A 15,502-nucleotide genomic window follows, 5' to 3' on the forward strand; every position below is an offset into this window, starting at 1 on the left:
AAAGAATAGTCGGTGTCATGCAAGACGGCAGCGAAGGGAAGGGAGCCGCAACTCCCTCCCCCGTTGCCGAATATCACGAACCCTGGAAGCGCGTGAACTGCTTGCCGTTCAGAACCGCGTCCTGAAGTTCCTCACGACGCGCGTCATTGAGCGGGACAAGGCCACGCTCGTTGAGATAGCCGCCCGAGGTCAGGGCCGCATCGCTCATGTACTCCTCGATGAACTCGCTGAGACCCGGGATGACCCCGCGGTGCGCGTTCTTGACGTAGAAGAACAGCGGCCGCGAGACGCCGTAGTCGCCCGACTCGATGGTCTCGAAGCTGGGAGCCACGCCGCCGATCTGGGCGCCCTTGAGCTTGTCCTGGTTCTCGTAGAGGAACGAGAAGCCGAAGATGCCGAAGGCGTTCGGATCAGCCTCGAGGCGCTGCACGATCAGGTTGTCGTTCTCGCCGGCCTCGATGAACGGGCCGTCCTGGCGCATGCGCGAGCAGACCGACTTGTGTTCGTCCTTGGACAGAGCCTTGACGGCGTCGAAGGACTCGCAGCCCTCTTCCATGACCAGCTCGACCCAGGCGTCACGAGTGCCCGACGTCGGGGGCGGCCCGTAGACGGTGATCTCGGTGTCGGGCAGCGAGGAGTCGATCTGGCTCCACTTCATGTAGGGGTTGTCGACGATCTTGCCGTCGACCGGAACCTGCGCGGCCAGGGCCAGGTAGAGCTGGTCCTTGGTCACGTCCAGGTCAGGGCCCTTGCGCGAGCTGGCGAAGGACAGGCCGTCGAAGCCGATCATCGCCTCGGAGACGTCGGTGACGCCGTTCTTCTGGCAGTTCTCCCACTCGGACTTCTTCATGGCGCGGGAAGCGCCGGTGATGTCCGGATGGCCCTCACCAATGCCGCCGCAGAAGATCTTCATGCCGCCGCCCGTGCCGGTCGATTCGACGACCGGGGCCGGATTTCCGGTCTTGTTGGCGAACTCCTCGGCCACAGCCTGGGTGTAGGGGAACACCGTCGACGAGCCGACGATGCTGATGCGGTCGCGGGCTTCGGCCACGCCGGCGAATGTCACGGCCATGCCGGCCGTCAGTACGAGTTTCCTGAGCACCTTGTTCCTCCATGTCGGAAACAGCAGGGCCGGACGTAGCGGGGCTTTGTGACAGTCATATTACAGATTTGTGCCACAATTATTTTCGCAGTTGCAGCATGGATTTAGCCGGGGGCCAGGGGCAGCTCCACGGTGAAGGTGGAGCCCTCATTCTCCACCGAACTGATCTTGAGCTCGCCGCGGTGGCGGTTGACGACATGCTTGACGATGGCGAGGCCGAGCCCGGTGCCGCCCGCCGCCCGGCTGCGGCCCTTGTCGACGCGGTAGAACCGCTCCGTCAGGCGCGGGATGTGTTCGCGCGGAATGCCGGGGCCGCGATCGCTCACGGCGACACGGGCCATGTTCCGCGCGACCGAAGCGTGAATCCGGACGGCAGTGCCGCGGTCCCCGTATTTCAGGGCGTTGTCGACCAGATTCTGGAACAGGCGAGTCAGCTCGTGCGAATCGCCCACCACGTCCAGCCGCTCAGGCAGGTCGATCTCCAGGCGCATGTCGCGTTCGCGGGCGGCGAACTGGCAGACCTCGGCAACATTGCGCAGAACATCGTTGAGCTGGGTAACCCCCGTCGGGGCCTGGTGTTCGTGCATTTCGATGCGGCTGAGCGACAGCAGATCCTCCACGATCCGCGCCATGCGCCGCGCCTGCTCCTCCAGCATCTTGAGGAATCGCTGCTGCGCCTTCGGATCGTCACGCGCCGCGCCGTTCAGCGTCTCGACGATGCTGAGCACCGAAGCGAGCGGCGTGCGCAGTTCGTGGCTGACGTCGGCGACGAAGTCCGAGCGCATTTCGCGCATGCGCTCGGAATCGGTGAGATCGTCGATCATGGCGATGAAGGACCGGCTGGCGCCCGACAGCGCGGGCAGAGCCTCGATGCGGACCCTGAGCCGGCGAGGCACCGGCTGATAGATCCGGAATTCCGCGTCCTCCGAAGCCCCGCCCCGGATGACGCGGTCGACGGCGGCCAGGACGTCGGGGTTGCGCAGTGCGGCAGCGAAGTCCCGCCCCTCCGGCACCTGGCCCAGCAGATCACGCGCAGAGAGATTGAGAAACCGTAGCTGGCGGCCCGCGTCGAAGATCAGAACCGGAAGCTGCAGGCTGTCGAGCACCGCGCGCAGCGCGGCCTCCCCGGCCACGGCGCGGGCGCGCTCGCCGACGAGGTCGGCGCTCAACCGGTCGATCTCTGCAGCCAGATTGGAACTTTCCGAGCCCGCCTCGGTCTCCGCTACGCCCCGGGCCTGGTCGCGGCTGAGGCGGCGGACCGCCTGGCGCATCCGCCAGAGCTGCCGCATCTGGCGCTGGATCAGCGCCAGCGCCAGCGCGTTGACGCCGAGCCAGCAGAACAGCGCCGTCGCCGGCGAGACATCGGTGTTGGCCGCGAAACCGCCGAACAACGCGGCCGTCGGCGCGGCGATCAGCAGACCCTGCCTTACCGCCCGCACGGGAAAGGGCAGAAACGGCGGCCGCGCCGCATCATGCTGATCTTCGGCCTTGACTGTCATGTGGCGTTCCCGGCCCCTTTCCTCCGACGATCCCTGTCGTCCTGCCGCGGACGGGACACCCCGTCCCGCCGCAAGGGGATGATTCTGATCCGCGCGTATTTCAGAATGATGCCAGATTCTCCGGGAGGAATCCGATGAAGCAACTCAAGTTGGAGCGCCGCGGCGCCGTGGCGCTGGTCCGGTTCGACAATCCGCCGCACGGCTATATGGACAACGACACGCTGGCCGACCTCGAGGCGCTGACGCCGGAACTCGACGCCGATGCGGCGGTGCGCGCCGTGGTCTACACCGGCGCCGCCGACGGCGTCTTCATCCGCCATTTCGACACCGACGTGCTGGCTGGGATGTCCCGTTCGCTCCGGGAGAAGGGGCTGGGCTTCAGCGCCGAGCGCCGCCTGCCCCCGCGCAACATCGACCGGGTCTTCGATGCCATCGCAGCGAGCCCGAAGCCACACATCGCCGCGATCAACGGCACCTGCATGGGCGGCGGGCTGGAACTGGCGCTGGCCTGCGACATGCGTTTCGCGGCCGAGGGCGACTATCGCATGGGCCAGATCGAGATCGCGCTCGGCATTCTCCCCGGCGCCGGCGGCGTTGTGCGGACCGCGCGCATGATCGGTGCGGCGAAGGCCATGGAGCTCTGCCTGCTGGGCGAAGCCTTCGGCCCGGCTCAGGCCCTCGGACTCGGTCTGCTGAACGGGGTCGTGAAGGGCGATGTCGTCGCCCATGCGGTCGGCGTGGCCGAACGGATCGCCGCGCACCCGCCGCTGGCCGTCGGCCACATCAAGCGCATTGCACGCGCCGCCAACGAGCCCGGCGACGCCGACGCACTCGGTCTGGAACGCACGCTTTTCCTCGATCTGCTTGTCCGGGACGAGGCTTTGAACAATCTTGAGGCCTACAATGCCGGCAAGCTGGCACTGAAGGATCGCGGGGACTGAAAAGGTAGCATGAAGCCAGGACAGCACGAATTCCTGCCCCAGGACCGCGTGGTGTGGGGCCGTCCGGCGGCCGAGGCCGTCTCCGACGAGGCCGAAAAGCGCAATGCGCGGCGGGTCTTTGTCGTCGCCAGCAAGACGCTGAACCGCCAGACCGACGTGATCGAAGGAATCAGGAAAGCGCTCGGTGGCCGCTTCGCCGGCGTCTTCGACGAGATCCGCGAGCACACGCCACGCGATTGCGTCATCGAGGCGGTCAGGGCGGCCAGGGCTGCGGAGCCGGACCTGCTGCTTTCAGTCGGCGGCGGCACGCCGATCGACGCGGTGAAGGTGATGCTCGTCTGCATGGCCGAAGGCGTCGACACGGTCGAAGGCATGGGCGATCTGCACATGAAGGTGCTGGCGGACGGCAGCCGCCACATCCCGAAGATCGGCCCGCCCCCCTGCCCCCACGTCGCGGTGCCGACGACCCTGTCGGCGGCGGAATTCTCCAATCTGGGCGGCTGTACCGATCCGGCTCGCAAGATCAAGGACGGCTATACCGCGCCGGGGATCAATCCGATGACCGTCATCCTGGACCCGGCGGTGACCATCCACACGCCGGACTGGCTCTGGCTCTCCACTGGCGTCCGCGGCGTCGACCATGCCGTCGAGGGCATCTGCGCGATCGAGCCCTCGCCGATGGTCGACGGCTGCAGCCTGCAGGCGCTGCGCCTGTTCAACGACGCCCTGCCCGCCACCAAGCGCAACCCGTCCGACATGGGCGCCCGGCTGGCCTGCCAGCAGGCGGCCTGGCTCTCCGGCTCCGGCATTCTCAGGGTGCAGTACGGCGCGAGCCACGGCATCGGCCACAGCCTGGGAGCGGTGACCGGCATGAGCCATGGCCACACGTCCTGCGTCATGCTGACGCCGGTGCTGCGCTACAATCTCAGCCACACCGAGGCGCGGCAGAAATGGATCGCGAGCGCCATGGGACGCGAGGATGGTGACGCCGCCCGCGCTGTCGCCGATCTGGTGCGCTCGCTGGATCAGCCGGGCAGCCTCAGGGCGATGGACGTGCGGCGCGAACAGTTCGACGACATCATAGCCGGCGCGATGCAGAACATGTGGGTGCGCACCAATCCCCGGCCGATCAACGACCCGGAACAGGTCCGCGAGATACTGGAACTGGCGTGGTGAGCGGCGCGGAGGTCGATCTCTACGACCGCCATCCGATCAACGCCGAGCAGGTGCTGGCGGCGGTCGCCGCCGCGGGCGGCGACCCGCAACGCCCGGGCGCGGCGGACCTGCGGCCGCACGATCAGGATCACTATGGCGGCGTCGAGGCGGTGCTGGCTCTCGCGGCCGCGGCCGGCATCGCGGACGGCCAGACGATCGCCGACATCTGCGCGGGCATCGGCGGGCCTGCACGCCTGATCGCGGAGCGCTGGCCAGGCGTCCGTGTCGTGGCCCTGGACCTGAACGAGGGACGCTGCCGCGACGCCCGGTGGCTGAACCGGCTGGTCGGCCTCGACGGACGGGTCAGCGTGGTGCGCGCCGACGCACAGCGCGTGCCGCTTTCGGCTTCGGGCATCGACGTGGCGATCAGCCAGGAAGCGATGCTCCACATTCCCGACAAGCTGGCCGTGATGCGCTCCGTCCTGGCGGCGCTGAAGCCCGGGGGCCGGTTCGCCTTCACCGACCTGGTGGCCGCCCCGGCGCTGACCGAGAGCGAGCGCCAAGCCATCGCCACCGGCGGCATGCAGATGGTCAACATCCAGAGCACCGCCCAGTACCGGAAGATGTCCGTTGCCGCGGGCTTCGAGGTCGTCCAGGTCGACGACCTTTCGGCGGACTGGGTGGGCATCCTGACGGAGCGGATGGAGATGTACCGGAGCCTGCGCCAGGCGACGCTGGATGTGCATGGCGGCGACGCGCACGATCGCTACATGGCCGGTTACGAGGTCTTTGTCGGTCTGGTTCGCGCCGGACACCTCGGCGGGGCGCGGATCGTTTTGCGGCGGCCTCTCGATTAGGTCAGTAAAACTGACCTAATATTGACTTTCAGTCCGCTCCGAAGTACCTTCCAATATATCCATGCCACTGGTCCAGAGGATCTTCCGATGAGTCTTGCCGAGGTCACTCTCGACGACAAATACGAGCTGGAAGAAGGCCGCGTATTCCTGACCGGCATCCAGGCGCTGATCCGCCTGCCCATGATGCAGCGCCAGCGCGACGTCGCGGCGGGCCTGAACACGGGCTGCTTCATCTCCGGCTATCGCGGCTCACCGCTCGGCGCCTATGACCAGCAGCTCTGGCAGGCGAAGAAATTCCTGGAAAAGAACCACATCCACTTCCAGCCCGGGGTGAACGAGGATCTGGCGGCCACGGCCGTCTGGGGTTCGCAGCAGACCAATCTCTATCCCAGCGCCAAGTACGACGGCGTCTTCTCCATCTGGTACGGCAAGGGTCCGGGCGTCGACCGCTCGCTGGACGTGCTCAAGCACATGAACTCGGCCGGCATGTCGAAGCATGGCGGCGTGCTGCTGCTGGCCGGCGACGACCATGGCGGCGTCTCGTCCACGCTGCTGCATCAGTCGGAGCACGTCTTCGCCTCGGCGATGATACCGGTACTGCATCCGGCGAACGTGCAGGAGTACCTGGACTTCGGCCTGCTCGGCTGGGCCATGAGCCGCTTCGCCGGCGTGGCGGTCGGCTTCAAGTGCGTCTCGGAGACGGTGGAAAGCGCGGCCAGCGTCTACATCGATCCCCATCGGGTGAACGTCACCCTGCCTGACATCGAACTGCCCGAGGGCGGCCTGTCCATCCGCTGGCCCGACGACCGCTTCAAGGAGGAGGAACGCCTCCACCGCTACAAGACCTACGCCGCCATTGCGTTCGCCCGCGCCAACGGCATCGACCGCATCGTGATCGACAGCCCGAAGCCGAGGCTGGGAATCATTACCACCGGAAAGTCCTATCTGGACGTCATGCAGGCGCTGGAAGATCTCGGCATCGACGAGAAGATGGCCGCCGATATCGGCCTGCGCGTCTACAAGGTCGGCATGCCCTGGCCGCTGGAGCCGGAAGGCGCCCGCCACTTCGCCGAGGGTCTGGAAGAAGTTCTGGTGGTCGAGGAGAAGCGCGCCCTTATCGAGAACCAGATCAAGGAACAGCTCTACAACTGGCGCGAGGATGTCCGTCCGCGCGTCGTCGGCAAGTTCGACGAGAACCGCGAGTGGCTGTTCCCGAGCCACGGCGAGCTGGGCCCGACCGAGATCGCCCGGGCCATCGCCCAGCGGCTGCGTCCGGTGCACACCAGCCCGCAGATCGAGGATCGCCTCGATTTCCTGGAGCGCAAGCAGCGCATGGCGGCGATGGCGACACAGGCGAAGGAGGGCGAGCAGAAGCTGGAGCGGATGCCGTACTTCTGCTCCGGGTGCCCGCACAACACCTCCACCCGCGTGCCCGAGGGCAGCCGCGCCACCGCAGGCATCGGCTGCCACTTCATGGCCGTGTGGATGAACCGGGAAACCTCGACCTATACCCAGATGGGCGGCGAAGGCACGCCCTGGATCGGCCAGGCGCCGTTCACCGAGGACAAGCATGTCTTCGCCAACCTCGGCGACGGCACGTACTTCCATTCCGGCCTGCTGGCGATCCGCGCCTCGGCCGCCGCGGGCGTCAACATCACCTACAAGATCCTCTACAACGACGCGGTCGCCATGACCGGCGGGCAGCGGCATGACGGCCAGCTCACGCCGATGGACATCGCCGCCCAGGTGAGCGCCGAGAACATCACCAGGCTGGTGGTCGTCACGGACGAACCCGACAAGTACCCCGCGGACGCCTTCCCCCCCGGCACCCCGATCCATCACCGCTCCGAGCTGGATCAGGTGCAGAAGGATCTGCGCGACACGCCGGGCTGCACGGTGCTGATCTACGACCAGACCTGCGCCGCCGAGAAGCGCCGCCGGCGCAAGCGCGGCCTCTATCCCGATCCGCCGAAGCGCGCCTTCATCAACACCGAGGTCTGCGAGGGCTGCGGCGACTGTTCGGTGAAGTCGAACTGCGTCTCCGTCGAACCCGACGAGACCGAGCTCGGCCGCAAGCGCAAGATCAACCAGTCGAGCTGCAACAAGGATTTTTCCTGCGTCAACGGCTTCTGCCCCAGCTTCGTGACCGTCCATGGCGGCGGCCTGCGCAAGCCGAAGCGGGCATCGGCGCCGGCGAAATCCGGCAACGCCATCGACGATATCGTCGCCGGCCTTCCGACGCCCGAGACCGCACCCCTCGACGAGCCGGTCGGCATTCTGGTCACCGGCATCGGCGGCACCGGCGTGCTGACCGTCGGCGCCCTGCTCGGCATGGCGGCGCATCTGGAGGGCAAGGGCTCGTCGGTGCTGGACTATACCGGCCTCGCCCAGAAGAACGGCGCGGTGATGAGCCATGTCCGCATCGCGAAACGCCCCGAGGACATCCAGGCGGTCCGCATCGCGTCCGGCGGCTCCGATCTCGTGCTGGGCTGCGACATGGTCGTTGCCGCCTCGGAAGCAGCGCTGCAGACCATGGACAATGGCGGCACGCGCGCGATCGTGAACAGCCACCTGGCGCCAACGGCGGCGTTCACGCTCAACCCGGATCTGCAGTACGGCCCGAACGCCATGCAGGATGCCATCCGCCAGGCTGCCGGCGACAACCAGACCGAGTTCCTGGACGCCACGCGGATCGCCACGGCGCTGATGGGCGACAGCATCGCCACCAACCTGTTCATGCTGGGCTACGCCTACCAGCGGGGACAGCTTCCCGTCGGCCTGGAGGCGATCATGCGCGCCATCGAGCTGAACGGCGTGGCCGTGGCCATGAACAAGGAAACCTTCAACTGGGGCCGTCTGGCCGCTCACGACATCGACCGGGTCGAGAAGGCGGCCGAGCCGACCGGCACCGTGGTGCCGTTCCACAAGCCGCTCACGGATCTGGAGGACATCGTCGCCCATCGCCGCGATCTGCTGACGAAGTACCAGGACGCGGCCTATGCGGACCGCTACGAGGCGCTGGTGCGCAGGATCGAGAAGGCCGACAAGGCCGCCGGCGGCGGCTTCACCGGCCTCGCCGAGGCGGTGGCGCGGAACTTCGCGAAGCTGATGGCCTACAAGGACGAGTACGAGGTCGCCCGGCTCTACACCGACGGCACCTTCATGCGCCGCATCCGCGAGCAGTTCGAGGGCGACTACAAGCTGAAGTTCCACCTCGCCCCGCCGATCGTCAGCCGGCCCGACCCGGAGACCGGCGAGATCGGGAAGAAGGAGTTCGGCCCCTGGGTCATGCCGCTGTTCCGCGTGCTGGCGAAGATGAAGGGTCTGCGCGGCACCCGGTTCGATATCTTCGGACGCACCGAGGAGCGCCGTCACGAGCGCCAGCTCATCGCCGACTACGAAGCGCTGATGGAGGAGGTCGCCGCGAAGCTCGGCAGCGCCAACTACATGACCGCGCTGGAGCTCGCCAAGCTGCCCGAACAGATCAAGGGGTACGGCCACATCAAGGAGCGCAACCTGGCCCAGGCGAAGCGGAAAGAGGCCGAACTGCTGGCCGCGTTCCGCAACCCGGCGGACGCCTCCGAGGCCGCCGAATAGCGCAAGGCCCTCGTTTCACGACCAGCGCGGCGCCTTCCTTGTCATCCCCGCCTTGGTGCGGGGATCCGGAACGGCTGCGCCGCGAGTCCGCAAGTTGAACCGGATGCCCGCACAGGGCGGGCATGGCAATGTTCGTCCGGTCTATCCCCGCTGGACGAGCACGGGACCCGTAAGCGCCGAAAGGCGGCGTTTCTGCCGTCCTTCTGCGTCGAAGTTGTCCGGCGCCAGCCACGTCTCGTAGGCTTCGCGCAGCCGGGGCCACTCCTGGTCGATGCAGGCGTACCAGGCGGTGTCGCGGTTGCGTCCCTTGACGACATAGTGCTGGCGGAAGACGCCCTCGAAGGAAAAGCCGAAGCGCTGCGCCGCGCGCCGGGAGCGTTCGTTGAGGCTGTCGCACTTCCACTCGTAGCGGCGGAAGCCGCACTCGAAGACGCGCTTCATCATCAGGTACATCGCTTCGGTCGCGGCGGCGCTCTGCTGCAGGTCCGGGGAGAAATGGATATGGCCGACCTCGACCCGTCCCACGCCGCGTTCGATGTTGAGAAAGCTTGCGAGTCCGAGCGCGCGGCGGCTCGCAGCGTCGCGGATCAGAACGAAAAGCGGATCCTTGCCCGTGCAGGTGGCCTGATACCAGGCCCTGAAGGTCTCGATATCGGGAAAGGGGCCATAGGGCAGGTAGAGCCAGTCCTGCGCTTCGCCGCCCGTCTGGAAGACTTCGTAGAGCTCGTCCGCCTGCGCCGGCCGGCCCGCCGGCTCAAGCGTGCAGTAGCGGCCCGTCATCGGCGCATCGCCGGGCCCCGCCGCACCCTTCCAGCCGGGCAGCGGCTCTCCGGTCCTGTACGCCGGCACGAATTTCTCGGTCATCCCCGGCCCCCGTTCGGACTTCGCTTGAGGATTCTAGCCGGTGTTCAACCGCTCTGTCAGGAAGACTCGTCGCGCTGCTGCGCCATCGCGGGCTCGCACTGCGTCCGCGCGCGATGCAGCGGGCGGTAGAACATGAACGGACGCCGCCCGAAATCGTCGTCGCCGGAGCGGAAGAAGATGCTGCGGGTATCGAACCGAGCCTCGCAGGAGCAGGTCAGATCCGCAGCTGGCGCCGTTTCCATCACAAGGAAACCGGTCATGGTCGTCTCCACGCGCCCGCGCCGCGACAGGAAGGCGGGATCGATCCGGCCCGCGCGCGTGCCGTGGCCGACACGTTCGCCCTGTCCGTCGAAGATGCGGCAGTCGAGATGGACGCCGTTCACGCGCTGGTCGAAGCTCTGCCAGTCCAGCTTCACTTCAAGCGGTATGGTCCTGACCTCGTCGGCCGGTTCGGCGGCGGCGGCCGCGCCGCCGGCAAGGGCGATCACGGCGGCGGCGACGGTCACTGCTGTGCGGCGCATGCCACGCCTCCCGTTGTCCGTTGCATTGCCGTTCAGGTGGTGACGGACGGAAGGGCGGACAACGACGGCGATCTTCACATCTCGCCAGCTGCGGCGTCATTGCGGTGCGAATCGAGCCAGCGGCGCAGACGGAACAGCGGCTTCTGCAACGCCGCCAGTTCATCGGTCGGCCAGTCGGCGAAAATCCGGGCGGCGTCGGGAGCCAGACGCCTGAGGGCCGCATCGTGGGCCGCGCGTCCCTCGGCCGTCAGGAAGAGACGCTTGCGGCGCGCATCGTCCGGATCAGCCTCGGCCCGGAGATAGCCCTTCGCCAGCAGCTTCTGCACGGACTTGGTCATGCCGGGCTGTTGCACCTGGAAGGCGCGCGCAAGGTCGGTGACCGTGCGGTCGTCGCCCAGCCGGACGAGATGGTTGAGAATGCTGAACAGCGGCAGCGGCAGATCCTCACCCAGGACCTGCCGCGCCCGTTCCGACGCGAGCTGGTTGCAGATGCCGATGCTGGTCAGCAATTCCCACTGCAGCCGCTCGCGGTCGCTCAGCCCCTTATGGGCAAAGGTATTCGCGGATTCGCTCATGCCCTGACTATAGCAGCGACCGGCCGGCGCGGCGTCGGTCCCGGCGCCGCCGCGTGACCCAGACGGACCAGCATCTGGACATGCGCCGGCGGTTCGGCCGCAAGCGCATCCAGCAGCCGCGCCTGCAGGTCCGCCATTTCCGGATATTCCTGCAGAAGCTGGCTCATGGGGTGCAGCGCGACGCCGGATACGGTCGCCTGCAGATTGAGGCGCACATAGTCCATGCCGGCGCGGATCTGGCTCGCGCGGCTGTTGTCGGGGCTCACCACCCAGGCGAAACCCATCGCCGTCTGCGCCTGGTCGCGGGCCATGTCCAGGCCGATCTGGAACGACTGGGTGCCGGGCGTGGCGATGGCTTCCCGGCTGACGAACCCCAGCCGGGTACCCCACCAGATCATCGGACCGGCGAGTTCGATGCCGTCCGGGTTGCGGGCGATCTCCTCCGGTCCCAGCCGCATCAGGTCGATGCTTTCCCTGAACGTGCGGGGCGTCTCGATCTCACGGCGGAGCCCGGCCTCCATGAGGTCGCGCAGCACCGGCCGCAGCGCCGGATCGTTGCTGCCCATCACCCGCGCGCCATGCAGACCCGGACCGGTCAGCGCCGCCAGTTCGCCGTCCGTCACCGGGCGGGCGATATCGTAGGTTTCCTTGTTGCTGCGGCGAGTACCGACCGCCGCGAACAGCGGATCGCGGATGACCACCGGGTCGCGAACGAGGCGAAGGCGGGCCACCGGCCGGCCGTCCAGACGCTCCGGCGCGAAGGAGCCTTCGGGCAGCAGTTCGATTTCGGCGCGGTGGCCGCTCTCGGCCGCGGCCATACGGTATATTTCCAGAAATGTCCCGTGGCCGATCAGGATCTGCCGGCCCGGCGGATCGGTTTCCGGCAGCAGGCGATCGAGGTCGACATGCAGCGTCAGCGCGTTATCGCCTTCCAGGCGCAGCAGCCAAGGCTGCATGTTGTGCGGATTCGGCGCCAGCAGGGCGTGAGCAGCCGCGCGGATACGGGGATCGTCGATCCCCTGCCCCGGCGCCCGCCATGGGGCGACCGCGCTGTCGGGCATCGCGCCCCGGGTCATCGCCCAGTAGCCGCCCCCCGCCGTCAGCGCGGCAACCCCACCGCCCACACCCATGATCCTGATGAACTTCCGCCGCGAGACCATCGCCGTTCTCCATAGAAATATTCTATGGAATATATATACACATTCTCAAGAATATATCAAACGGAATTGCAGCGGCCCGAGGCGATTGGAGGCGGCGCCACACGCGACTAGGATGTCGGCGGACAGTGCATCGGGAACGGAAGCCTTGGGCGAACCACGCAATATCCTCTTCGTGATGGCGGACCAGCTCCGCTTCGATTTCCTGGGCTGCACGGGCCATCCCTGGATGCGGACGCCGACCATCGACGCGCTGGCCGCCCGGGGGGTGCGGTTCGCCAACGCCTTCGTGCAGGGCGCGGTCTGCGGACCGTCGCGCATGTCCTTCTACACGGGCCGCTACGTCCTCAGTCACGGGGCCAGCTACAACAATTATCCGCTCCGGCCGGACGAATGGACGCTGGGTGACTATCTGAACCCGCTGGGACTGCGGACGGCGCTGGCCGGCAAGACGCACATGAAGGCGGACGAGGCCGCTATCCGCCGCCTCGGTCTAGATCCTGCCGAAGGACCGGGGCGGTTCCTGGCCGAGTGCGGCTTCGAGCCTTGGGACCGCGACGACGGGCTGCAGAAACTGGCGCCGTTCGTCCCCGACACGCAGTACGAAGCCTGGCTTCGCGGCCGCGGCTACGAGGGCGTGAACCTGTGGCACGAGGTCGCCAATTCGGTGCGCCGCGGCGACGGTGGCGACCCGTCGGGCTGGCTGATGCGCAACGCCCGCTTCCCGACAGTGGCCGCGGAGGAGGACAGCGAGACCGCCTACATGACGCGCCGCGCCATGGACTTCATCGACGACGCCGGGGAGCGGCCCTGGTGCCTGCACCTCTCCTACATCAAGCCGCACTGGCCCTATGTCGCACCGGATCCCTATCACCGGAAATACGGGCGCGAGCATGTCCTGCCGGGCAATCGGAGCGAAGGCGAAGGCGAGACTCATCCCGTGGTGGCCGCCTTCCGCGATCACCCGGAATCCATCGAATTCCGGCGCGACGAATGCCGCGACACCGTGATTCCGACGTACATGGGCCTGATCGAGCAGATCGACGACCATCTGGGGCGGCTGATCGATTTCCTGGACGATCGCGGACGTCTGGCGGACACGGTCATCGTCGTCACCAGCGATCATGGCGACTATCTCGGCGACCATGGCCTGGGCGAGAAGGAACTCCATTTCGAGGAGGCGCTGCGCATTCCGCTGATCGTCGTCGACCCCTCCCCGGCCGCCGAAGGGAGCCGCGGGCGGGTGATCGAAGCCATGGCGGAAGCCATAGACCTGATCCCGACGCTGATTGAGCTGGTCGGTGGAGCGCCCGCCTGGCACCGCCTGGAGGGCCGTTCCCTCCTGCCCTTCATCCGCGGCGATGGCGCTGCCGGCTGGCGCGACGCCGTCTTCGCCGAGCATGACTATTCCCTGCGCCACGCCCGGCCGGCGCTGGGGTTGGAACCGCAGGAGGCGAAGTCATGGATGGTGCGGACGGAACGCTGGAAATTCGTCCGCCATCCCCGCTTTCGTCCGGAGCTCTACGATCTGGAGAACGACCCCTCCGAGCAGATCGATCTCGGCGCCGATCCCGGCCACGAGGACGTTCGCAGTGATATGCAGCACCGGCTGCTGGACTGGATGCAGGCGCGGCTCAACCGCGTGGGCATCACCGACGAAGCCATCCGCCAAAGCACCGGCAAGGCGTGGGAACGAGGCTATCTGTTCGGCAGGTGGTAGGAAAAAACAAAGCCCGCCGTCCGGCTGAAAGAGAGGGGGGACTTTCAGGACCGGACGACGGGCCAGTATTTGGTGGAAACGACGGGTCTCAGGTCGGTCCCGGTGGATCGGGTCGCAGGAGGGGTGATTGTCCACCGGTTCCTGATGTGAAACCCTTTTATGTCGTTTCCTGGCAGTTTCCTTGGACGGTCCGGGCAGGTGGAGGGGGGCACCTGACTATGATCGGAACGTCCGCGGAACGCTGCCTTGAACCCGATATGTGTCTTGCTTCGCGGTCCGCCAAGGGCCGAATTAAGGCATTTTGGCGGCACACGGATGGGTGATGGCCGGCGCTCTACGATCTCATAGCCGTGAAGACCGAGCGTCGCTCAGCCGCAGGTTCAAGAAGGTCTATGAACGAAGATATTGAAATCGTTGCCCGCTTGCTCGCGATCGGGGTCAATACTGTCATTGCGGCGGTGTTTCTTGCCGTCCATCCGCGTCGGATCGGCGCATGGCTGATGGCGCTGCTCGCCGTTTCCGTGGTCGGGTATCTCTGGCTTTCGGGGCCCTGGAACGCCACGGAAGTCCCGGCGGCGCTCCGCGGCGCAGTGGGCGCCTGGACGGCGCTGATTCCTTTCCTGGTCTGGGTCATTGCGCGCATGCACCTCGAAGACGGTTTCCGCCCTGGCTGGATCTGGATACCGGGTCTGTTCGTCGCCTGGCTCGCCGTGTGGCTCATCGATCATTCCGGCGAGTGGCAGACCGCCCTGCGCGACGGGGTTCGCATTGCCGGGCTCGGCGCTCTGATTGACGTCGCGCGGCGCGCGCTGCAGGGACGACCGGACGATCTCGTCGCGCTGCGCCGTGGGCTCCGCCTCACATTCGCAGCAGCCTCCGTCGGAATCACCGCCGTCGTTCTCGCCGTGGAACTGATCCTTTCGGACGCCGTCGCGCGCGCGCCACTGGAACCCATTGCGGCGGTGGCCATACTCGTCATGAGTACGCTGTCCGCGATGGTGCTGCTGCGTCCGCGCGGAGAACTGTTTGTCAATCAGACCATATCGACGCGGCCACACAAGACAGTTGCGGGCGACGCATCCGCCCCCGACGAAGATGCCGAGCTGGCCCGGCGTATCGAAGCGCACGCGGCGGCCGGCGAGTTGTTCAAGCCGGAGCTTTCCATCACAGCATTGGCCACGGAACTGGGTGCGCCGGAATACCGATTGCGCCGTGCGATCAACCGCCATCTCGGCTACCGCAACTTCCCGGCCTTTCTCAACCACTACCGGATCGAGGAGGCAAGACGCCGATTCGCCGATCCAGCCAATGACCGGCTGCCGATCCTGACGATCGCGATGGATCTCGGTTACGGATCGGTTGGTCCCTTCAACCGTGCATTCCGCGAACTGACCGGGCAGACACCGTCCGCCTTCCGCCGTCAGATCGCCAGTCGCCGGTCCGCCGATTCCTGAAAAAGCTGTCCGATTGACGAAAGGACCGGTTGGTTTCCGAATTCGGCCAGACCTGCCGGC

At 66.8% G+C, this 15,502-nt stretch carries 12 protein-coding genes; 6 read left to right on the top strand and 6 right to left on the bottom strand.

The genetic code is table 11. The features are described from left to right. Nucleotides 1–73: 73 nt before the first annotated feature. Both CWC60_RS05155 and CWC60_RS05160 read right to left on the bottom strand, forming a co-directional pair. Nucleotides 74–1,102 (bottom strand): substrate-binding domain-containing protein, encoded by a 1,029-nt coding sequence (locus CWC60_RS05155; RefSeq protein ID WP_206419777.1) that lies wholly within the window; start codon nt 1,100–1,102, stop codon nt 74–76. Between the two features lie 104 nt (nt 1,103–1,206). Beyond that, nucleotides 1,207–2,601 carry a sensor histidine kinase gene (locus CWC60_RS05160; RefSeq protein ID WP_109792926.1) on the bottom strand — a complete coding sequence of 465 codons (1,395 nt, stop codon included), beginning with the start codon at nt 2,599–2,601 and terminating at the stop codon, nt 1,207–1,209. A 134-nt stretch (nt 2,602–2,735) separates the two neighbouring features. Here CWC60_RS05160 and CWC60_RS05165 point away from each other — a divergent pair, with 134 nt between their 5' ends. From CWC60_RS05165 to CWC60_RS05180, 4 genes are all read left to right on the top strand, one after another. Further along, nucleotides 2,736–3,542 carry an enoyl-CoA hydratase/isomerase family protein gene (locus CWC60_RS05165; RefSeq protein ID WP_109792927.1) on the top strand — a complete coding sequence of 269 codons (807 nt, stop codon included), beginning with the start codon at nt 2,736–2,738 and terminating at the stop codon, nt 3,540–3,542. A 9-nt stretch (nt 3,543–3,551) separates the two neighbouring features. After that, nucleotides 3,552–4,718, top strand: a complete 1,167-nt coding sequence (locus CWC60_RS05170; protein WP_109792928.1) for an iron-containing alcohol dehydrogenase — start codon at nt 3,552–3,554, stop codon at nt 4,716–4,718. Continuing rightward, on the top strand, nt 4,715–5,554 hold the full coding sequence (locus CWC60_RS05175) for a class I SAM-dependent methyltransferase (protein ID WP_164516377.1): 840 nt from the start codon (nt 4,715–4,717) through the stop codon (nt 5,552–5,554). Before CWC60_RS05170 ends, CWC60_RS05175 begins: the two co-directional genes overlap by 4 nt. A gap of 87 nt (nt 5,555–5,641) precedes the next feature. Then, nucleotides 5,642–9,151, top strand: coding sequence for an indolepyruvate ferredoxin oxidoreductase family protein (locus tag CWC60_RS05180; protein ID WP_109792930.1), 3,510 nt, complete (start codon nt 5,642–5,644; stop codon nt 9,149–9,151). A gap of 141 nt (nt 9,152–9,292) precedes the next feature. On the opposite strand, the gene CWC60_RS05185 is transcribed toward CWC60_RS05180, so the two are convergent. The 4 genes from CWC60_RS05185 to CWC60_RS05200 form a co-directional block, all read right to left on the bottom strand. Continuing rightward, nucleotides 9,293–10,015 carry a GNAT family N-acetyltransferase gene (locus tag CWC60_RS05185; RefSeq protein WP_109792931.1) on the bottom strand — a complete coding sequence of 241 codons (723 nt, stop codon included), beginning with the start codon at nt 10,013–10,015 and terminating at the stop codon, nt 9,293–9,295. Nucleotides 10,016–10,071: 56 nt separating this feature from the next. Further along, nucleotides 10,072–10,536 (bottom strand): hypothetical protein, encoded by a 465-nt coding sequence (locus tag CWC60_RS05190; protein ID WP_109796411.1) that lies wholly within the window; start codon nt 10,534–10,536, stop codon nt 10,072–10,074. 74 nt (nt 10,537–10,610) lie between these two features. Next, nucleotides 10,611–11,111, bottom strand: coding sequence for a MarR family winged helix-turn-helix transcriptional regulator (locus CWC60_RS05195; protein ID WP_109792933.1), 501 nt, complete (start codon nt 11,109–11,111; stop codon nt 10,611–10,613). Next, complete coding sequence (locus CWC60_RS05200) at nt 11,108–12,271, bottom strand: Acg family FMN-binding oxidoreductase (protein WP_109792934.1); 1,164 nt, start codon at nt 12,269–12,271, stop codon at nt 11,108–11,110. Before CWC60_RS05200 ends, CWC60_RS05195 begins: the two co-directional genes overlap by 4 nt. Before the next feature lie 145 nt (nt 12,272–12,416). On the opposite strand from CWC60_RS05200, the gene CWC60_RS05205 reads away from it, so the two are divergent. Continuing rightward, a complete protein-coding gene (locus CWC60_RS05205; RefSeq protein WP_109792935.1) occupies nt 12,417–13,988 on the top strand; it encodes a sulfatase-like hydrolase/transferase in 1,572 nt (523 codons plus the stop codon). Between the two features lie 392 nt (nt 13,989–14,380). Further along, nucleotides 14,381–15,442, top strand: coding sequence for an AraC family transcriptional regulator (locus CWC60_RS05210; protein ID WP_109792936.1), 1,062 nt, complete (start codon nt 14,381–14,383; stop codon nt 15,440–15,442). Nucleotides 15,443–15,502: the final 60 nt, after the last annotated feature.

This window comes from Minwuia thermotolerans (genome assembly GCF_002924445.1).
Taxonomy (GTDB): domain Bacteria; phylum Pseudomonadota; class Alphaproteobacteria; order Minwuiales; family Minwuiaceae; genus Minwuia; species Minwuia thermotolerans.

What these genes read in the sequence shown, in the direction of transcription:
- CWC60_RS05210 (WP_109792936.1), top strand. Translation starts at nt 14,381, where the DNA reads ATGAACGAAGATATTGAAATCGTTGCCCGCTTGCTCGCGATCGGGGTC.
- CWC60_RS05180 (WP_109792930.1), top strand. Translation starts at nt 5,642, where the DNA reads ATGAGTCTTGCCGAGGTCACTCTCGACGACAAATACGAGCTGGAAGAA.
- CWC60_RS05200 (WP_109792934.1), bottom strand. Translation starts at nt 12,271, where the DNA reads ATGGTCTCGCGGCGGAAGTTCATCAGGATCATGGGTGTGGGCGGTGGG.
- CWC60_RS05160 (WP_109792926.1), bottom strand. Translation starts at nt 2,601, where the DNA reads ATGACAGTCAAGGCCGAAGATCAGCATGATGCGGCGCGGCCGCCGTTT.
- CWC60_RS05195 (WP_109792933.1), bottom strand. Translation starts at nt 11,111, where the DNA reads ATGAGCGAATCCGCGAATACCTTTGCCCATAAGGGGCTGAGCGACCGC.
- CWC60_RS05165 (WP_109792927.1), top strand. Translation starts at nt 2,736, where the DNA reads ATGAAGCAACTCAAGTTGGAGCGCCGCGGCGCCGTGGCGCTGGTCCGG.
- CWC60_RS05170 (WP_109792928.1), top strand. Translation starts at nt 3,552, where the DNA reads ATGAAGCCAGGACAGCACGAATTCCTGCCCCAGGACCGCGTGGTGTGG.
- CWC60_RS05185 (WP_109792931.1), bottom strand. Translation starts at nt 10,015, where the DNA reads ATGACCGAGAAATTCGTGCCGGCGTACAGGACCGGAGAGCCGCTGCCC.
- CWC60_RS05190 (WP_109796411.1), bottom strand. Translation starts at nt 10,536, where the DNA reads ATGCGCCGCACAGCAGTGACCGTCGCCGCCGCCGTGATCGCCCTTGCC.